The 17,237-nt window shown below is 68.6% G+C and carries 7 protein-coding genes; 3 read left to right on the top strand and 4 right to left on the bottom strand.

Annotated elements, in window-relative coordinates; all coding sequences use genetic code 11:
* Positions 1-33: 33 nt before the first annotated feature.
* The 3 genes from ACFC0Z_RS06730 to ACFC0Z_RS06720 form a co-directional block, all read right to left on the bottom strand.
* On the bottom strand, positions 34-693 hold the full coding sequence (locus ACFC0Z_RS06730; RefSeq protein WP_376433548.1) for a TetR/AcrR family transcriptional regulator: 660 nt from the start codon (positions 691-693) through the stop codon (positions 34-36).
* A 77-nt stretch (positions 694-770) separates the two neighbouring features.
* Positions 771-5,699, bottom strand: a complete 4,929-nt coding sequence (locus tag ACFC0Z_RS06725; RefSeq protein ID WP_376433546.1) for a hypothetical protein — start codon at positions 5,697-5,699, stop codon at positions 771-773.
* Between the two features lie 856 nt (positions 5,700-6,555).
* Positions 6,556-7,080, bottom strand: coding sequence for a putative phosphothreonine lyase domain-containg protein (locus ACFC0Z_RS06720; protein WP_376433544.1), 525 nt, complete (start codon positions 7,078-7,080; stop codon positions 6,556-6,558).
* A gap of 113 nt (positions 7,081-7,193) precedes the next feature.
* Here ACFC0Z_RS06720 and ACFC0Z_RS06715 point away from each other — a divergent pair, with 113 nt between their 5' ends.
* The 3 genes from ACFC0Z_RS06715 to ACFC0Z_RS06705 are packed head-to-tail and all read left to right on the top strand — an operon-like array spanning position 7,194 to position 14,349.
* The gene (locus tag ACFC0Z_RS06715; protein ID WP_376433542.1) at positions 7,194-8,306 is read left to right on the top strand and encodes a hypothetical protein; all 1,113 of its coding nucleotides are present in this window, start codon (positions 7,194-7,196) and stop codon (positions 8,304-8,306) included.
* Positions 8,303-11,563, top strand: a complete 3,261-nt coding sequence (locus ACFC0Z_RS06710) for a hypothetical protein (RefSeq protein ID WP_376433540.1) — start codon at positions 8,303-8,305, stop codon at positions 11,561-11,563. The genes ACFC0Z_RS06715 and ACFC0Z_RS06710 overlap by 4 nt, the downstream gene beginning before the upstream one ends.
* Complete coding sequence (locus ACFC0Z_RS06705; RefSeq protein ID WP_376433538.1) at positions 11,563-14,349, top strand: RNaseH domain-containing protein; 2,787 nt, start codon at positions 11,563-11,565, stop codon at positions 14,347-14,349. Before ACFC0Z_RS06710 ends, ACFC0Z_RS06705 begins: the two co-directional genes overlap by 1 nt.
* 864 nt (positions 14,350-15,213) lie before the next feature.
* Here ACFC0Z_RS06705 and ACFC0Z_RS06700 read toward each other — a convergent pair.
* A complete protein-coding gene (locus ACFC0Z_RS06700) occupies positions 15,214-15,501 on the bottom strand; it encodes a hypothetical protein (RefSeq protein ID WP_376433536.1) in 288 nt (95 codons plus the stop codon).
* Positions 15,502-17,237 lie beyond the last annotated feature (1,736 nt).

Raw genomic sequence — 17,237 nt, 5'->3', positions numbered from 1 at the left:
AGCCGGAAGCAAGGACCGGTGCGCTCCCGGAACTCAGCAACATGCTTCCTGCTGCCTACGGACCGTTCTCGGCGGAGACCAACAAACGCTCCTGACTCTCGGCGACAAAGCCAGCCGGGCGAGGGCCGGCATGACCTTGTGGAACTTCCACCAGGTCTGGGGCCACCTGCCGAGGAGGAACAAGGGGTCGCCCTGTCCGCCGATGACGTAGTGGAGGTTGATTCCGTGGGGAGCCGTTCGACCGGAGTGCCGGTTCGAGGTGCTGTTGGAGAATGCCGGAGGGGCGGGGGAGGGGCGTCGGCACGGAGGGCGCGGGTTCGGCGGCGGACTTGCTGGCCTCGCCCGGGGTGACCGGGCGTGCGGGGGCAGTTCAAGACGGACAGAGCGATCAGCACCGAACTCCGCATCGGCGAGACTGACCTCGACCAGGTCGTTCAGCAGCGCCCGGATCGCCTCGACGGCCGAGCCGGGCTGCGACAAGCGGCGCACCAGCTCGTCGTCCTCGCGGTACCGCTGCATGGCCTTGAGGCAGAGCTCGTGCTTGTTGCCGAAGGTCGCGTAGAGGCTTGCCCCGGAGATACCCAGGTGATCGACCAAGTCCTGCAGGGAGGTCGGCTCGTACCCCTTGCGCCAGAACAGTTCCAGCGCGTGTTTCAGTACGATGTCCGGCTCGAACTTCTTGGTTCTCCCCACGGCGAGAGAAGCTGGCCAAACCAGAACATCCGGTCAAGAATTTTGACAAGTCTGCTGTGGCGTCATGTGCGGGGACGTCACCTGCTGTACGGGGCCAGCCTCTCGTTCCCGGCGACCACCAAGGCGTCGACGAGCATTTGCCACTCCTCAGCCTCGCCGAGTTCCTCGGCTGTGCTACGGATGTCCGTGAGCCAGTCGTCCGAAAGCCCTGACAGCCTGACTGTGACAAGCCCCTCTTGAACGCACAGGGCGGAGACCCAGCGCACGCCGCGGGTGGCTTGCACTTCCTTCGGGAGTCTTCGCAGGATGCCGATGAGCGCGTTGATGGGCCTCACCTGGCCCCGAGCGGCCGGGAGCCAGTCGTCGATCGCCTCGATGAGGTCCTCGGCGCGGACCCAATCGACGGGTTCCCCGGTGATTTCGTTGTCAAGGCCTTGCGTCCACTGGAGGGGTTCCGGCAGCAGGGCGGCGGCGGCCCAGGCACCCCAGGGACGGTCGCGGTAGGGGCTCGGGCCGTCATCCACGTAGCCGAGGGCATGACGTAGCAACGGCGGCCAGACGCCTCGGGCGGCTTCGGCCAGTTCTGCGTTTTCCGCGCCCGCCGCGGCAAGACCGTGGAGGAAGTTCGACATCAGATACGCATGAGAGCGGAGGATGTCGAGGTGCTCAAGCACCGGGCCGGGGTCACCGTGCCTCGAGAAGCCTTGCAGGAGGGCCCGTGCGGCGACGAGAGTGTGCGTTCCGCGGTCGTCCGCGAACTGCCGGTGACTGCTCTGCGCGACCATGGCGCTGCGCTGGACGTCGAGAAACGTGGCGAGGAGCGCGGCCGCGTCGCCCGTGCGGCAATGGTCGGTCGACGCGGCCGCGCCGAGTCCCCGGATTGCCGCGTCGAGGACCGCGATGTCGACGGGGTCACCAGACAGTTCCTGGAGGCGGCGGGCGACATCGTCGGTGATCCGGATCCTGGGCCATCGCTGGGCGTCCTGGTCCCAGGGGCCGATCTCCGCGCCACGGGCCGTCTCGAGCAACCAGTTCAACGCGGTTCCGTGGATGCAAGGATCGCCGTGGCACGGAGATCTCCAGACGACATCGCAGCCACGAGCCAGGTACAGACGGGTTTCCAAGGGCGCGTCGCCTGCCATCGCGAAGCCTGCCTCGGTGACCTCGTCGATCGTGTGGTCAGCCGACCTCAACGGCGCCACCAGAGCCGGCGTGAGAAACGCCGGCAGGACTTTGGCCACGGGGCGGTCGGCGGCGAGGTCGAAGAATTGGTCATCGTCGCGCCGCGTCTCGTTCTCTTGGAACGACAACGCGATGCCCATGACGAATTCCGTCGCGAACCGCGCTTCGTCGCCGAGAGCCTCCGAGTCACCGGCGGCGGCCTGCTCGACCGCGGCCCGGACCACGTGGGCAACGGCATCGACGTACCGCGGGGACCCCGGGTCTTCGTCGGACTCCAGTAGGTCACGGCCTGCCGCGAGGTCCGCGCCGATCTCCTCCGTCGAAGGAGACACGTACCCGGCGCCACGGTTGGCCGACTCCCAGTACCGATTCTGCAGCCGCATGCTGGCCCCTACGGTCTCCTGGTAGGCCGCGCGTGTCTCCAGCGCGGCCCGCACCTCGTCCGGGGGCTCGACTTCGACGTACGTCTGATCGCCGTGCCGTGTGACGCGATACCGGTCCGAGTCCAGATTGGCGGCCCAGTTCTTCGTGAGGTCCTGGCTGATGCCGAGCTGGTCGCCGTTCTCGACGAGCTTGTCGGCGACATCCTTCAACGCCCGGGCACGGTCCTGCCCTCCGTGGATCACCAGCCACATGGCCACCTCACGCGGTGTCCACTGGCGACGCTCGAGGTTCGCGAGCCCTTCGGTCTGTGCACGCAGCCCCGCATACTCACCCGTCACGCGGCTCACTTCGCGATGCCAGACGATCGGTTCGGCGAGAAACGGGTCGAGCTCGGTTCCGACGCGTTCCACGTGGCGTACGAGCAGGCCGAACAGCATCCCCGGAACGGCCAGATTCTCACAGCCTTCGAGAAGCATCTCCACGATGCGTCCGGGCGCCGCACCCCGGCTCAGCAAGGTGTCGGCGAGACGTTCCATCGCCTGGAGCGCGCTCATCGCCGGGTGCGGGCCGGCCGAGGCGGCCCGGTACCAGCTCCAGACCTGACCGTCGCCGAGGTAGAAGCGGGCGGTGCCGTCGAGGTTCAGCGTCGTACCGCGGTCCGCTTCCTCGTCTCTCCCGGCCACGCGCGCACGCGCACCGCTGTTCAGGACGCTGTTCAGGACCCGCACCGAGGTGGGCAGGGATGCTGTCTGAAACAGCTGCCAGAACCCACCGAAGTGGTACTGGGAGAAGGGCGGCCCGAACCCCTTCCACCGTCCCTGATGCCTTCGGACGCCCTTGTCTCGGCCCCGGCTCGACTCGTCGTCGATGTAGTAGGCCGTCATCAACGTCGCCAGGAGCTCCGGGTCCTTCTGTGCCACGGCGCGAGCGCTCAACGGCGAGTCCACGGCCGGCGCCAGATACGCGGGCGCGTCGTCCGCGATGGCCCGAAGACATGCTTCGGTGGCATCGTCGATGTCCTGGCCGAGCAGCGCCAGCGTTTCGACGAACCGTTCCTCCGTCAGGTGGTAGTCCAGGGTTTGGTGGCGGCGTCGGGACACCCGCTTGGGTGGGATGCTCTCACCGGTCGCGGGAGGAGGAAAGGATCTCCAGTGAGAGAGGAGGCGTCCTCGCAGACGGATGCGAAAATCGTCGCCGGCCGGAACGTCCGCCAGGGACAAGGCTTGCAGCCAGTCCGAGAGCAGCTCGAACGACCTTTCCGACACCTCCCAGGGCTTTTCGTCGTCGAGCAGAATCCGCACGACGGGAGCCGTGACGACACGGTCGACCACTCCACCGGTCGTGTGTCTCTGCTGAACGACGCGCACCACGTCGCCGAGGACCAGGCCGACCGACGTGTCCGTGCACGCGGCCTTGAGGCTTTCGTACGCGAAGGGGGTTTCCAGCACAGCTTCCACTGGGACGTCCGACCATCGAGGTCCGTGCGCCGCCGCGAACGTCCCCAGTTGGGCGCACAGTTCGGCAAACAGGCGAATCGGTCGTGCGTCCGGCGCGTTCAGCAGTCCCTTACAGGCGAGCGTGGCGGCCGACAGTGCCCACCGGGGCGCCCCCGCCGCCTCCAACAGCTCGGTCGGGCGTCCGCTGTGGACGAGAAGGATGGCGGTCGCATACCGCCGGACCTCGTCATGCGCGAAGTCCGGCCGGCTCTGGTATCGGCTCGGCGGCGATAGCAGATGATCCCGGCGCAGCGCGTCGACAGCCGCGGCGTCGATGCCCGCGCTGGGACGGCGGTCCTCGGGCAGCCCCATGGCGGCCGCGGCCACCGCGAGCAGTGTCTGCTCGCGCGCCTCCGCCGAGCCGACACCGGGCCGCCCGTCACCCCGGACGATCCTGCTCCACACCAGGTCAAGACACTCCCACTCGCCCAGTGAACCTTCCGGCTCTGCCCCGGTACGGGCCAGCAGGTCCAGCACCACGGGCCTGCGCAGCAGCGAGTTCACGGGCAGGTTCCGCAAGACCGCGCGCAGGAGAGGAAAGCGCCCCGAGACGACCGAGATGTCTCCGTCGTCCAACGGCCGCATCACGAAGGACGAAAGGGATCCGGCGAACCCGAGCTCCACCTGCTCCCGTACGAAGCCCAGGGCCACGTCGGATGTCACGGCGACGATCCCGACACCTGCCGCTGCCGCCGCGAGCACCAGATCCCCCAGGAGACCGGGGGACCGCTCCAGAACGGCATCGGCCGCGTCGACGACCAGGACCCGAGAGGGTGCTGACATCTCCCCGAGCACGTCCTCGAGCGACATCCCGAGGGCGGCTCGCAGCTCCACGCTCGATTGGGGAAGACTTCGGAGGTTCAGCACCACCGCCTGGAAACCGGCGGGGTCCGCGGCCTCCGACTCCGCGACGGCCGACAGCGTCAACGCGCTCTTGCCGGTTCCGGACTCGCCGGACACCAACAAGGCCGAAGCGTGAGTCCCCGCCTCGCGCACGGCCTGGGCCAGCTGCTCGCGGCGGTCGGCGAACGAGATCTCGACCGGCTTGCCGGACGACTCGTCACCGATGGTGGTCCGGACGCCGGCGACGGCCAGCTTGCGTTGTTCGGTGAGCACCGACCACGCGTGCGGGGTGCGGGTCGCGGGAGAGTCCAGGACCGCGTGAAGGTCACGGCGCAGGATCCTGAGGTCCACCACGGCGCCCGTCGCGTCGTAGCGGGTCGCCTCGACCTCCAGCCGGTCCCGGACCTTCACGCCGTCGGCCGCGATCGAGGCCACGCCGTCCAGCGAGGTCGCGGCCACCGCGCGGTCACTGTCGTCCGGGCTCTGGACCACGAATCCGAGGATGTGCAGCCGGCCGAGCAGCCGCCACGCCAAGCGCAGGACCTCCTGCGGCGTGATGTCGCCTTCGACGGCCTTCCCGATCATCGCCAGGAAGTGTTCGTGGCGCTCCCGCACCGGCTTCGACCAGCGGCCGTCGACGTCCATGGACGTCTGGAACGACTCGGGGTCGGCATGAGCACGCGCGATGTCGCAGACCGTCGCGAGCTGGTCCCACTGACCGCGTCGGCCGGCGGTCGCGACGGCGACCTGATGCGTGTCGGCGTCGAACCTCGCGACCTCGGCGAGCAGGGACTTGACGAGCTTCACCGTCTCCTCGTGGCCCCGGGTGAAGCTCGGCGTCGCCCGGCATGCCACGGCCACGGTGATCGTGGCCGCCGCGTCTCCGCACTCGATCAGCAGGTCGTCCACGGGGTGCGCGGGACCGGTCTGGAACGACACCCTGCGGACCGGCAGATGAGAGGCTTCGGGCCGCCGCGTGCCGGTCAGCATCCCGGCGAGATAGACGGTCGCGACGCGGTGCGCGAACGAAATGCCGCCACCGCCGGTCGCGTACGTGCTTGATCCTCGCTCGTCGGGGTCCGGCATTGCGGACTCGTTCATGCGTTCCTCGGTGGCGTCGTGCTGTCAGTGGCTTGCACGACTCACCGTAGCGGTGCGCCGGGAAGACTGTGGTGGCGTGGCATCGGCCGTTCCGGCTTCCCACCGTCAGCGGGACGTTCCACCATGCGCGGCAGCGCTCACCAGCCGCTGTCCATTCCCCGTGAGGCTTGGTGGGCCTCCTCCTCGAGGAGCCGTACCAGACTGTAGTGGGCGTCCTTGTGCCCGGCTTCGATGGTGGTCTGGTACCAGGTACGGGCCCGGGTGAATTCGCGCTGCTGCCCGCGATGGCGCTGATGACCACCGAGCCGCGCATCCTGTGTCGTACCGGCGGTCCCCTCGACGGATACGAGGAGTGGATCGCCGCCTTCGAACGAGCGGGAGCGCACCTCGCCCGCTTCGCACAGCGCGGCGAGATGACCCGCAGCAGGCGGAGAACACGTGCCCGCGTTGGTGCTGCGCGCGCTGTTCCTTTCCAGTAGGCGTCGGTGGCTGCGTAGGCTTCAAGCGAGAGCGCTTTTTGGCGGATTTCGGCATCACGCGCCTGTCAGCGTCCTGTCCGTACCCGGCCGTGGCCGCCTGCCGCAGATCGTGCGCCGTGTTCTCCGTCTTTCGCCGGGCGGCGAACCTCAACTCCAGATGCACCAGCCCGAATCCGCAGATCAACCGATCTGCAGCCCGCAGCCTACGTGCGAAGCTTGCCGATTCTCGGCGCAGTGGACATCGCCCCTGAGTCGTGGCCTGCCACGGGTCCGTCGGCGCCGCCGGCCGGGAGCGGCCGGGCGGGCTCCGCGCCCGCTGGTCTCGGCGGCGAGCGGCGTGTGGACCGGATGGGCGTTCATCTGGTCCTTTCTGCCGGTCAGACGTGCGGTGCCCGCGGGCGTTGTGCGGCCGGGCGGGCCTGACGGTCACGGCGGATGACTTTGGTGGTTCCGGCGGGGCTGGTGTAGATGCTGGTTCCGTCTCCGTATGCTCCGCGCTCGGTGGCTTCGTCGGTCTTGTAGGCCAGAGCGTCACGGACGCCGAGGGCGCGCAGGGCGAGCAGAACGCGCTGCACATCCCGTTCGTCGCGGTGGTCAGCCGTGTAGATGATCACGGGCCGGCGTGTGGGGTCGCCGTCGAAGTCGCTGCCCAGCGTGGCGACCTTGGCTCCCGGTCCGAGCTGTCCGGCTTCCACAGCTGTCTTGATGAGGTGCCAGCTCGCATCGAGGGCGCGCAAGGGCAGGAACCACAGCCACTTGCCAGCTTTCGCGGATTCGTTGACAGCGGCCGGCGCCGAGGAATCGGAGGGAGCCATGGCCCACTGCCATCGGTGGCGGGTGTCGGCCGCCGGCGGGGGCGTCTGTGTGGGCTGTTGACCTGTCCGGGTGGGCTCGTTGTCCATGTATTCACGATATGCGGCACTCCGCATAGGTCGTTGCTATGTGTTCTGGTGTGGCTGTCAGAGAAGTTGCCGCGGACGAGGAGCGGCGTGACCAGGCCTTGACGGCGTGCTGCATGGCGGCCGTCGCCGAAAGCGATCCGGTACTTGCGCCCGCTCGCCGCAGCCGGCTCCTGATGGACTGCCTCGCGGTGCTTCGAGCGGCCCACCATCCGCAGCGGGCGGCACGGATCGGGATGAAGGACTTCCGCCAGGGCCTGCGCGGTCCGCTGGGACCGCTTCTTCCCCCGGCCTCGGGCAGGCCCGACCGGTTCGACACCTTGCGGCTGTTCGACGCGCAGGGACTGGCCCGCGACGCGGTGCAGGACCTGTGCAGGGAGCACCTGGTACCGCAGGCGGCGCTCGAACAGTACTGGCCGTGGGCCCGGGTACACGCTGAACAGGAAGAACAGCGTCTGTTCGACCTCATGCGGCGCCTCGCGCCGGAGGACTACCGGCGTGCCCGCGTCCTGCTGGGCCAGCACGCAGCTGGCCCGGTAAGGGAACTGAGCCGCCAGTGGGACCGACTGTGGATGCGGTTCGACTTCTTCGAGTCCGTGGCCGACTGGCCGTGGTGCCAGGTCGACGGCTGGTGGTATCCGTGCCCTGTCTGCCGTTGGCCGATGCGGACCCTGCGGTCCGGGTCACTGTTCGATGTGCGCTGTGAGGCCCATGCGCCACGGGGTGTGCACTACCGGTGCACGCCCGGCACAGGGCAGGGCCCGGGAGAGCTGACCGGGACCGGCAAGGCGGCCGTGCCGGTGACACCGCTGCCGGCCAGCGCCGATCACCTGGCGGTGAGCCGGCCCGTGTGGCGCTACGGCACCCTTCCCGTACTCCTCGAACTCCAGCTGCGCGACGAGCTGGCCGACCTGCAGTTCGTCGATGTGGAGATGTGGCCGGGTGAGCAGCGGCCGGACGAGTACGACCTGCACATCACCGTCTCGGTGCCGGGGAAGCGCACTCGGCACTGGCGGCTGGACGCCAAGGCGTGGGAGTCGGTCGTCGCGCTCGGGAAGGCCCTGGCAGAGCACCCGGGGCTGAGGCGCGGGCTGACCATCGTCCTGCCCGACCACCAGCACAGCGAGCGGCACTTCCTCGCCTCCCAGGTACGCGACAGGGGCGTCAAGGTGACCACGGTCAGCCGCCTGGTCAAGCAGGTCAAGACCGCGTGCGGAGTACCAAGGTGAGGTCCGAGGAGTGGGAACTGCGCAAGCTGTCCGTCGCCGCGGCGCTGGCGCTGACCGAGGAGTACTTCGGCTTCCGCAACGCAGACGGCCGGACCGTCGTGCCGCTGGACCAGGCTCACGTGTTCGCGGCCGCCCGCGTGGACCTGTGGGAGCACTGGCCCCAGGTCCCACGGCGCGTAAGGGAGCTGGCAGGCCGGTACTGGCACGTGCGCCCTGACGACCTGGCCGGACGCGGCATGTTCGAGGCGCTCGCACGGACCTGCGCGAACTTGAACGGCGGCCTGTACCGGCCCCCTGATGACGTGCCGCCCGGCCAGACGACCTACCTGCTGGCCGCGCACGCTCAAAAACCGCTGGAACTGGCACGGGAGCTGGTGCGCGAAGCCGAAGGCTACTACTACGGCACCCGCCTGCCGTTGCCGGTGGCCGGCCCCGGCCTATGGCAGTTCGGGGGATCCGAGCCCTCGGTGGTGACCATCCCCGACACCGAAGAAGACGCCTGTGCACGGCCGCTGCGGGTGACGACCGCCCCGTACACGGCCACGACGACCGTCACCCGCAAGAAGATCCTGCGCCTGGCCCGGCGCCAGGCCGCGGCCGGACCCGGCCACCACGGCTGGAAGCCGGGCGTGCTCGCCTCCTTCATCGACCGGCTCCACGACGCTTCCGGCGCCCCCGTCGCCCGTCTGAACCTGCCGGCCGGGAAGCTCACGATCGTCAACGCGCCGACGGGCGTGGGCAAGAGCGTGCTGATGAACAACCTTGCCCCGCTCCTGGCCGACCGCGGTCAGGGCCCCGTCGCCATCGTCGTCAGCACGATCCACGACAGCCTCACAGGCGCCGAGAAGATCGCAGCGGACGACGAACTCGTCCTCCAGGTCACCGCCCAGCTCACCCAGGCCACCGCCCGCCACAAGCTGCGCTGTGTGCCGCTGGTCACCGAGACCCGCCTCACCGAACAGGCCCAGCGCGCCGCCGAACAGAGCCGCGAGGACCGCCACGACCGGCTCGCCTACGGATGCGATCTGTCCGCATGGGTGACGGACGGCCCCAAAGTCACTCGCGGCCGCGAACCGTGCCGAGCCTTGACCAAGGTCACTGATTCCGTGGCCGGAGCCGGGCACGAGGAACCCGCAGGACCACATGCTTGCCCGCGGATGGGAGTGTGCGGGAAGTACGCGCTGTTCCGTGAGGCGGCCCAGGCAGACATCATCGTCACCAACCATCACAACCTGCTGCGCGGCCTCATCCAAGTCCCGGTCGACACCGGCCGGCATCTCCTTCGGCAGATTTCCGTGATGGAGTTCCTCCACCGTCACTGCCGCCACCTGATCGTCGACGAGGTCGACAACCTGCAGAACAGCTGGTGCTCCACGGGTGCCCACGCCTTCTCCCTGGCCACGCGTGGCATCGGCAAGACCTCGCTGCTGCTCGAGGTGGACCAGCAGCGGCAGAGCCTGGCAGCGGCGGCCGACCGCCGGGTGGTCAACGCCCTGTTCAAGGCCAGGGGACTGGGGGAGCAGTTCCTCAACTACGTTCTGGACGGCGAGCTCTGGCTCGAGCAGGACACGCACGAGGAAGAACGTCCCGGTTCCGGCTGGCACGTGCCAGGCATCTGGGACCGCATCCTCATCAGGGATCTCCTCGGCCTCGACGAACACGTCCGCCTCGACCCCGACATTCACAAGGCGTTCCGCGCCATCTTCCCCGACTCCGACGACGGCACCGCCCCGCACCCGCGCTTCCAGGAACTGGCCGGCATCCTCGCCCGGGCCGTCAGCCGCGACACCAGCGAGGACGAACTGCCCGTCCTCAAAACGGAAATCTCCCGAGCGCTCAAACGCCTCAAGATCCCCAAGATGCGGCACCCGGACGTCACCAACGCGCTGCTCGTGCGCGCCTGGCTGGGCAGCCTCCACCAGAGCCTGACCTACCTGAAATCAGTGATCGCCGGACTCGGTTCCCAGCTGACCGTCGGCCGTGAACTGGCACGAGCCCTCGGCTCCTTCACACACAACGGCGCCCTGCCGTACGGGCCCCTGGGCTACCAGCTGTTCGGATTCAAGATCAATAAGGACAACAGGGGCGGCGGCGAGCTCTTCGTCCAGTCCCTCGGCGGCGACCCCCACACCGGAACCGTCCAGCTCGGCGGCACCATGGCCCTCGCCACCGCCGGCATCGAGCGCAGCGTCCTCGCCCTGTCCGCGACTGCCTTCTTCCCGCGCGCGGCCTGCGAGCACGTACACACCGAGCCCGCCTACGTCATGACCGACGCCGCCCCCGGCGCGGTCACCGCCCTGGCCGGCAACGTCTCCGCCTCGGACACCGTATGGGACCCCATCACCATCGGAGGCATCGCCGAAGCCCACAAACCGGGGAAAATCAAGGAACTCGGGGAGCGGCTGTGGCAGAACCGGCTCTCCGAGCACCTCCGCCAGCTGGAGATCGATGACCCCGACCGGGCCAGAGCCATGGTCGTCTCCAACTCCTACAAACAGGCCATCCTTCTCGCCTCCGGCATCGCCTCGGCCGCGGTGCAAGCCTCCTGGATCGCCGTTGTCGTCCCCAAAACAGGAATTCCGCCCGGCATCCACCTGCCCACCGGCGTCGTGACCATCACCATCGACCAGCTCGAAGACCTGCCCCGCACCCACCCCCACGTCAAAGTCATCTGCGCGCCCCTGTCGCTGGTCGCCCGCGGACTGAACATCCTCGTCCCTGGCACCGAACGTTCCGCGCTGGCCTCGGTCTGGGTCGGCCTACGCCCCGTCGCCGACCTGCACTCGCCCGAGGCGATGTACGCCAGCATCAACGCAACCGCCATCAGCGCGGCGTGCCCAGGCCCCGACCCCGCCCGCATGCTCGCCATCCAGAGCCGGGCAGCCCGAAGACACCTGCACACCCTGCTGCGCAGCGACCCCCGCTTCAGCCGGCTCCCGCGCTACCTGAAGACGGAAATCCTCGCCGGAATCCTGGTCGACCTCATCCAGCTTGCCGGCCGTGCCCGCCGCGGAGGCACCCCCGTCCAGCTCTACCTCGTCGACAACTCCCTCCTCGACACCCGCCTGGGCTCCGACTTCCCCTCGCTGGTCCGCTCCTACTACGACGGCCTCACCGAAGACGAACAGGCCAGCCTCCGCCGCGTCTACGGCTCCACCCTGACCGCCTGGCTCGACTTCGCCCACGCACCCGACATCCCGCCGCTCACCCACGTCCCCCTGCCCCGCAGCGAAGACCTTGATCACGAAGGCATCTGATGACCACGGACCAGACCCAGCTATCCCTGCTGGCCTGCCACACCGATGAAAAACTCCTGGGATCGGTACTGCTGTACCGCCTGCCCCAGGCGAAGATCGACACCGCCTGGAAGAAGCTGCGAGAGGAATACCGCGGCATCACCGGATCCAAAGCGAACCTCCCCTACAGCGGCCTGCTGACCGTACTGCGCGCCATCGGCTACACCAGTGCCACGCTCTACCCTGCCTCCAAGGCCCACCCGCCGAAGTTCCTCGCCACCACCCAGCCCATCAACCGCGACGACCTGCACGCCGCCATCACCCTCTGGGAACAGGCACTGCTGCAGACCCCTGCCGACAGCTTCACCTTCCAGCACCCCAGCCAGACCGCCGACCTCATCGCCGGCACCACCCCCGAAGAAGTCCGCTTGTGGGACCAGATCACCCGCACCGCAGCCTGCATCGACGCCCCCGGCTGGGTGTGGACGGCCGCCGGCTGGACCATCGCCGAGAAGCTCTCCGCTCAGACGTGGACGATCGACGGCAAGACCGTCACCTTCCGCCGCGATCTCGCCAACTGCCTCCAGGTGTGGGACCGCGAACTGCTGTGGAGCAACACCTGGCTCGCCGCCCGCGGTGAAACCCTCGACGACATCGCCGACAACGACGAGGAAGACCGCACCTGGAAGATGGCCGCCAGATACGCCACCCTCCGTCTCGACGTCATGATGAAGTCCCACCCCGGCCTGCCCCACCCCGTGGCCGTCGTGACCCCCTCCGTCTCCCGGCTGAGCAACACCCTGCGCAACGCCCGCACGGCCTGGTTCGAGCCCCGTGACTCTCAGGGCCCCCTCCTCAACCTCGAGCTCGGCGGATACGGCAACCACACCCACCTCAACCACACCACCCGTCTGGCTCTGGACGCCTGGATCCGTCTGCACGGAGAACACGTCTTCCCTCGTGACAAAGACGACGAGTTCCTCGCACCCAGCGCCCTCGACCTGAGCGGCCCGCCTGGCAAACTCCGCGCCCTCGTCCCCTTCGCCACGAGCTATCCCGTCGGCAGAGGCGCGGGCATGCACAGCCAACGGGAACTCGCCCGGCACGTCAGCACCATCCTCGACCAGCCCCTGCTCACGTGCGTACAGGTCGCCGGCCGCCGCCCCTTCAACCACGGGCGTACCACCGTCGAAGGCCGCGACACGATCCTGTGGGACGACGAGAACCTGCCACAGATCATCGCTGCCTCCGGATGCCGGAAACTGCGCATCCTCGCCCTCTACATCAGCCAGGCCATGCGCACGCGCATGCAGATGCTGCTGGCCTACCACTTCAACCGCCCCGACCTCGCCGCCACCGGCATCGGCGAGAACAAGCCCGTCCCCCTCAACGATCACGTCGAGGTCCTGTTCCAGCCGGCACCAGAGCTCCTGGCCCACGGCAAGCACCACGACCAGCGCCCCGCCCTCGTTAAGCAACTCCGCGGTCTCGACGCCCCCAAGGACACCCGCCTGCTCGCCCTATGCGAAACCGAGTACGACCCCAAAGCCTGGGCACGCCAGCGTCGCGCCTCGAAGAAGACCGACTCCACCGTCATCGACCCCGACACCCTGGACGCCAAGCACCGAGTCAACCGCGAACTCGCCCGCCACCGCGTCCTCGCGCAATTCCTCACCCTCTACAAGCCCGGACGCCGCAACCCGCGCAAGAAGGCCCGCGAGCTCACCACGGATCTCGAGCTCCTGGGCCTCGAACTCCAAGGACACCACCGCGGCCACATGGCCGTAGCCGACCTATCCCGCGTGGCCGGCCTCGTCCACCCGCGACTGACCAAAGCCCTCAGCTCCGGCCCCCACGGCCTCAAAGAACCACTCGTCCACGTCGGACTCCACCTGCGCCAACAGCGCGGCGAACGGCGCATCGCCACCGACGAGCCGAAACTGATGTGGACCCTGGTCGCCCTCGTCCCCCACGGCCCGCACTGGCGGACCCTCGCTTACCTCCCCGCCGAACACACAGGTCCCGGCGCCTGGCTCGACTACGCCACCGCCAACCACCACTTCCGTGCCCGGCCACTACCCGAAGGCCGACGCCGCGACGACCTCCTACCCCGCCACATCGACCGCGCACTCTACGAACTGGGCGGACACGCCGGCCCAGCACAGGGATACGTCCTCTACGTCTCCGGAAGCGAAGCCCGCAGCATCTGGCCCCTGCTCGCCAACAAGAACCTGGGCCAGACACCCGACGCCGCCGGTCAGATCAACAAGCGGCCAGCACTGCCTGGCTTCACACTCCCACCCGATCAACGCCCACGAGCGGTCGTCCGGGTCACCTCCGGCAGCCAGGATGTCGCCCGACCGGCCCTTATTGAACGGCTCCGCCACATCTCGGAGCACGACGAGCCCGTCACCGAGGAGGGCAAACTCTCCACCGGCCTGTTCCAGCTGGAAGCGGCCGACCAGACGTTCATCCTGTGCAACCTCCCCCACCAGTTCACCGGAGGCGCGCGCTATGCCCGCGCCGGCGAGTCCTACACCCGGTGGGGCAGCACCGACCCCAAGGAACAAGCCGAAACCTGGTACAGCCACACGGCAACGGAGATCACCGTGCTGCACCACCCGGCCAACCAGCCCCTGCTCACCTACGGGCTCACCGCCGCCCGCCTCTGTGACCACGCCCTCCACTGGGAACACCGCACCCAGTACCCCGCACCGGTCCATCTCGGGATCCAGATGGACAAGAACCACCCCGAATACCGCCGAACCGTCGACACCGCCGACGGTGACGACGAGGCAGAGAGCTGAACCACGAGGGAACGCGAAGCCCAGCTGTGTGACCACACAGCTGGGCAGCTACTCCCGCATCGACGTCGTCTACACCAGCACATCCAAGGTCGGCACCAGCACCAACGCCCGACCCGTACCCGCTACCCACACCGCAATGTGCGCGCCCATTCAATCTCTTGCCCCCCACAAACCGAGACGATCGCCGCCTTGCTGCGCTCAGAACCGCGCACACGCCTCGCACGAGCGGCTCTACACCGACGGTGGGCCGTCTCACCGAACCTCTCCTGGCCGCCTGTGAGTGGGTGGTGGGGTGGCAATGGGTAGGCGTCAGCGGGCTCGTGGTCTGGATGTCCTGGTGGAGGGTGCGAGGGTGGGGTTGTGGTCGCTGTCATGGGGTGACTAAGTGGCTGTTGTGGGGTGTCTAGCAGGTCTGGTTGCGGCTGTCATGGCTTTCGCTGTTCCTGTGTGAGGGCCGGTCGGGGTCGGGTGGGCTTGGCTGTGTGACGGTTCACGGGAGGGTGCGGCCCTTGATGGTGCGGCACTGTCTGCTCCCTGTAGGCACGGGGATGGACCCCTCTCCCTGGGCACCAAACTCCCCGCGTACGACTGCTCGATGGACCCGCGGCCCTGGCCTCGCGCGAGAGGCTGACGGACTGCTCCCCGCCCGTGCGGGGGAGGGGCAGCGACCGGAGCGACCGGACCCCGGGCATCTGCTGCTCCCCGCGCAAGTGGGGATGGACCCGCCTGGGAGAGGTGCACGTGGTGCTTCTGGCCCTGCTTCCCGCGTACACACGGGGATGGACCCGTCACGGTTCCCCAGGCACCACCGACCGCCCGTACCTGCCGAATGAGAGGTGTCGAGGGGTGGCGGCTCGTGCTGGTTCAGTCGATGACGAACCGTTCGAGACCCGTCTCCGAGAGCACGTCCTCGGAGTCCAGTCGGGCTGCCTCAGTGACCAGGCGGTCGTGCTCCTCCCGCAGCACTGGGATCCGGTGGTACTCCAGGCTCCGCGCGAGGTGGTCTAGGGCGAGCTCTGCCTCGTCGTTGTCGATGAGTTCGAGCACCGACTGCAGCGCCCCGGCCGGCCTCGGGTCCTCTTCCGTCCGGTGGGCGATCGCCGCGACGGTGGCGTGCAGAAGGGCGTCGGGGGACTCGATGGGATGGTTCATGCCCCGAGTGTGCCCCTGTGAGTGGGTGGTGGGGCGGCAGTGGGTGGGCGTCAGCGGGTTCGTGGTGTGGATGTCCTGGTGGAGGGTGTGGGGCGGGTCGTGGTCGCTGGCATGGGGTGACTAAGCGGCTGTTGTGGGGTGGCTAGCAGGTCTGGTTGCGGCTGTCACGGCTTTCGCTGTTCCTCTGCGAGGGCCGATCGGGGTCGGGTGGGCTGGGCTGTATGACGGTTCACGGGACGGCGGGTGCGGCCCTTTGTCGGCGTGGCACTGCCTGCTCCCTGTACGCGCGGGGATGGACCCAGCGTCTCGCTCATTTCGTCGGTAGGGGCGAACTGCTTCCCGCGTACGCGGGGATGGACCCTGTGCCGAGGACGCCCCGCCGTGGGCGGTCTGCTTCCCGGGTACGCGGGGATGGACCCGCGTACCCGGGGAGAGCCAACTCGGGGTCGTGCTGCTCCCCGCGCGTGGGGGATGGATTCCCCGCGTGAGTGAGGTGGCTGTGCTCGCTTGGGTTGGGTGGTTTGTCTGTTTCGGTGAAAGTGGTTCAGGCGGGGCCGAGGCTGGGGTAGAACTGCAGGTCAGGAAGACTGCTCCCCGTACGCACGGGGATGGCCCCGGGAAGCCGACATCCAAGGCCCGTGCCAAGGACTGCTCCCCGTACGCACGGGGATGGCCCCTGACGTCTCAACCGCCGCGACCGGAGGCCTCGCTGCTCCCCGTACCTGTGGGGATAGACCCGACGCCGCCAGCTTCGAGACCGTGTCGACCTGCTGCTCCCCGCGTGTGCGGGGATGGACCCAGAAGGGCCCACCGGGCGGCGAGTGTCTCGCCCTGCTCCCTGCGCACGCGGGGATGGACCCTGGACCATCCCGGTCCTCGCCACCCGCCTGTGCTGCTCCCCGCGCGTGCGGGGATGGCCCCGACAACGCGGACGACACCCAGTACTGGACCTGCTGCTTCCCGCGTACGCGGGGATGGCCCGGCACGTTCGATCAGCATGTCAGTGAGCGAACCTGCTCCCTGCGCCTGCGGGGATGGTCCCGCGCGGTTCGGGTCCTGGCAGCTCGGCGACGACTGCTCCCCGCGTACGCGGGGATGGACCCGGCGCTCGCGTATTCGCGAGCCAACTCTGACCTTGCTCCCCGCGCGTGTGGGGATGGACCCCGGATTGCGTCCGGGTCGATAAGCCGCTCTGGCTGCTCCCTGCGCCCGCAGGGATGGACCCTACGGCCAGGTCGGATGACGGTACGGTGCCAACTGCTCCCTGCCCGTGCGGGGATGGACCCCCATCGTTCTCGACCGGTTCGAGTTCGAAGGCCTGCTCCTCGCGTGTGCGGGGATGGACCTGCCGCCTACAACAAGCCGGTCATCAAGGTGCTCTGCTCCCCGCGCGTGCGGGGATGGCCCCCCGATCATGGGCTTCGATACAGAGACCACTGGCTGTTCCCCGCGCGTGCGGGGATGGACCCCCGATCATGGGCTTCGATACAGAGACCACTGGCTGTTCCCCGCGCGTGCGGGGATGGACCCGGCAAGGTTACGGTCGGGCAGGGCGACGTCAACTGTTCCCCGCGCGTGCGGGGATGGCCCCGAACGATCCGTAGCCTTGTCGCTGTTGTAGTCCTGCGCCCGCCTGTGCGGGGATGAGCCCTGCAATCGCGAGACCCCGCTGCGCGGCCGAGTCTGCGGCTGGCTTCCCTCTGCTCTCCGTACGCACGGGGATGGCCCCCTGGCTC

This window comes from Streptomyces sp. NPDC056144 (assembly GCF_042264145.1).
Taxonomy (GTDB): Bacteria; Actinomycetota; Actinomycetes; order Streptomycetales; family Streptomycetaceae; genus Streptomyces.
The sequence above is the reverse complement of the archived record's forward strand: the minus strand, read 5'-3'. Positions and strand labels throughout refer to the sequence as shown.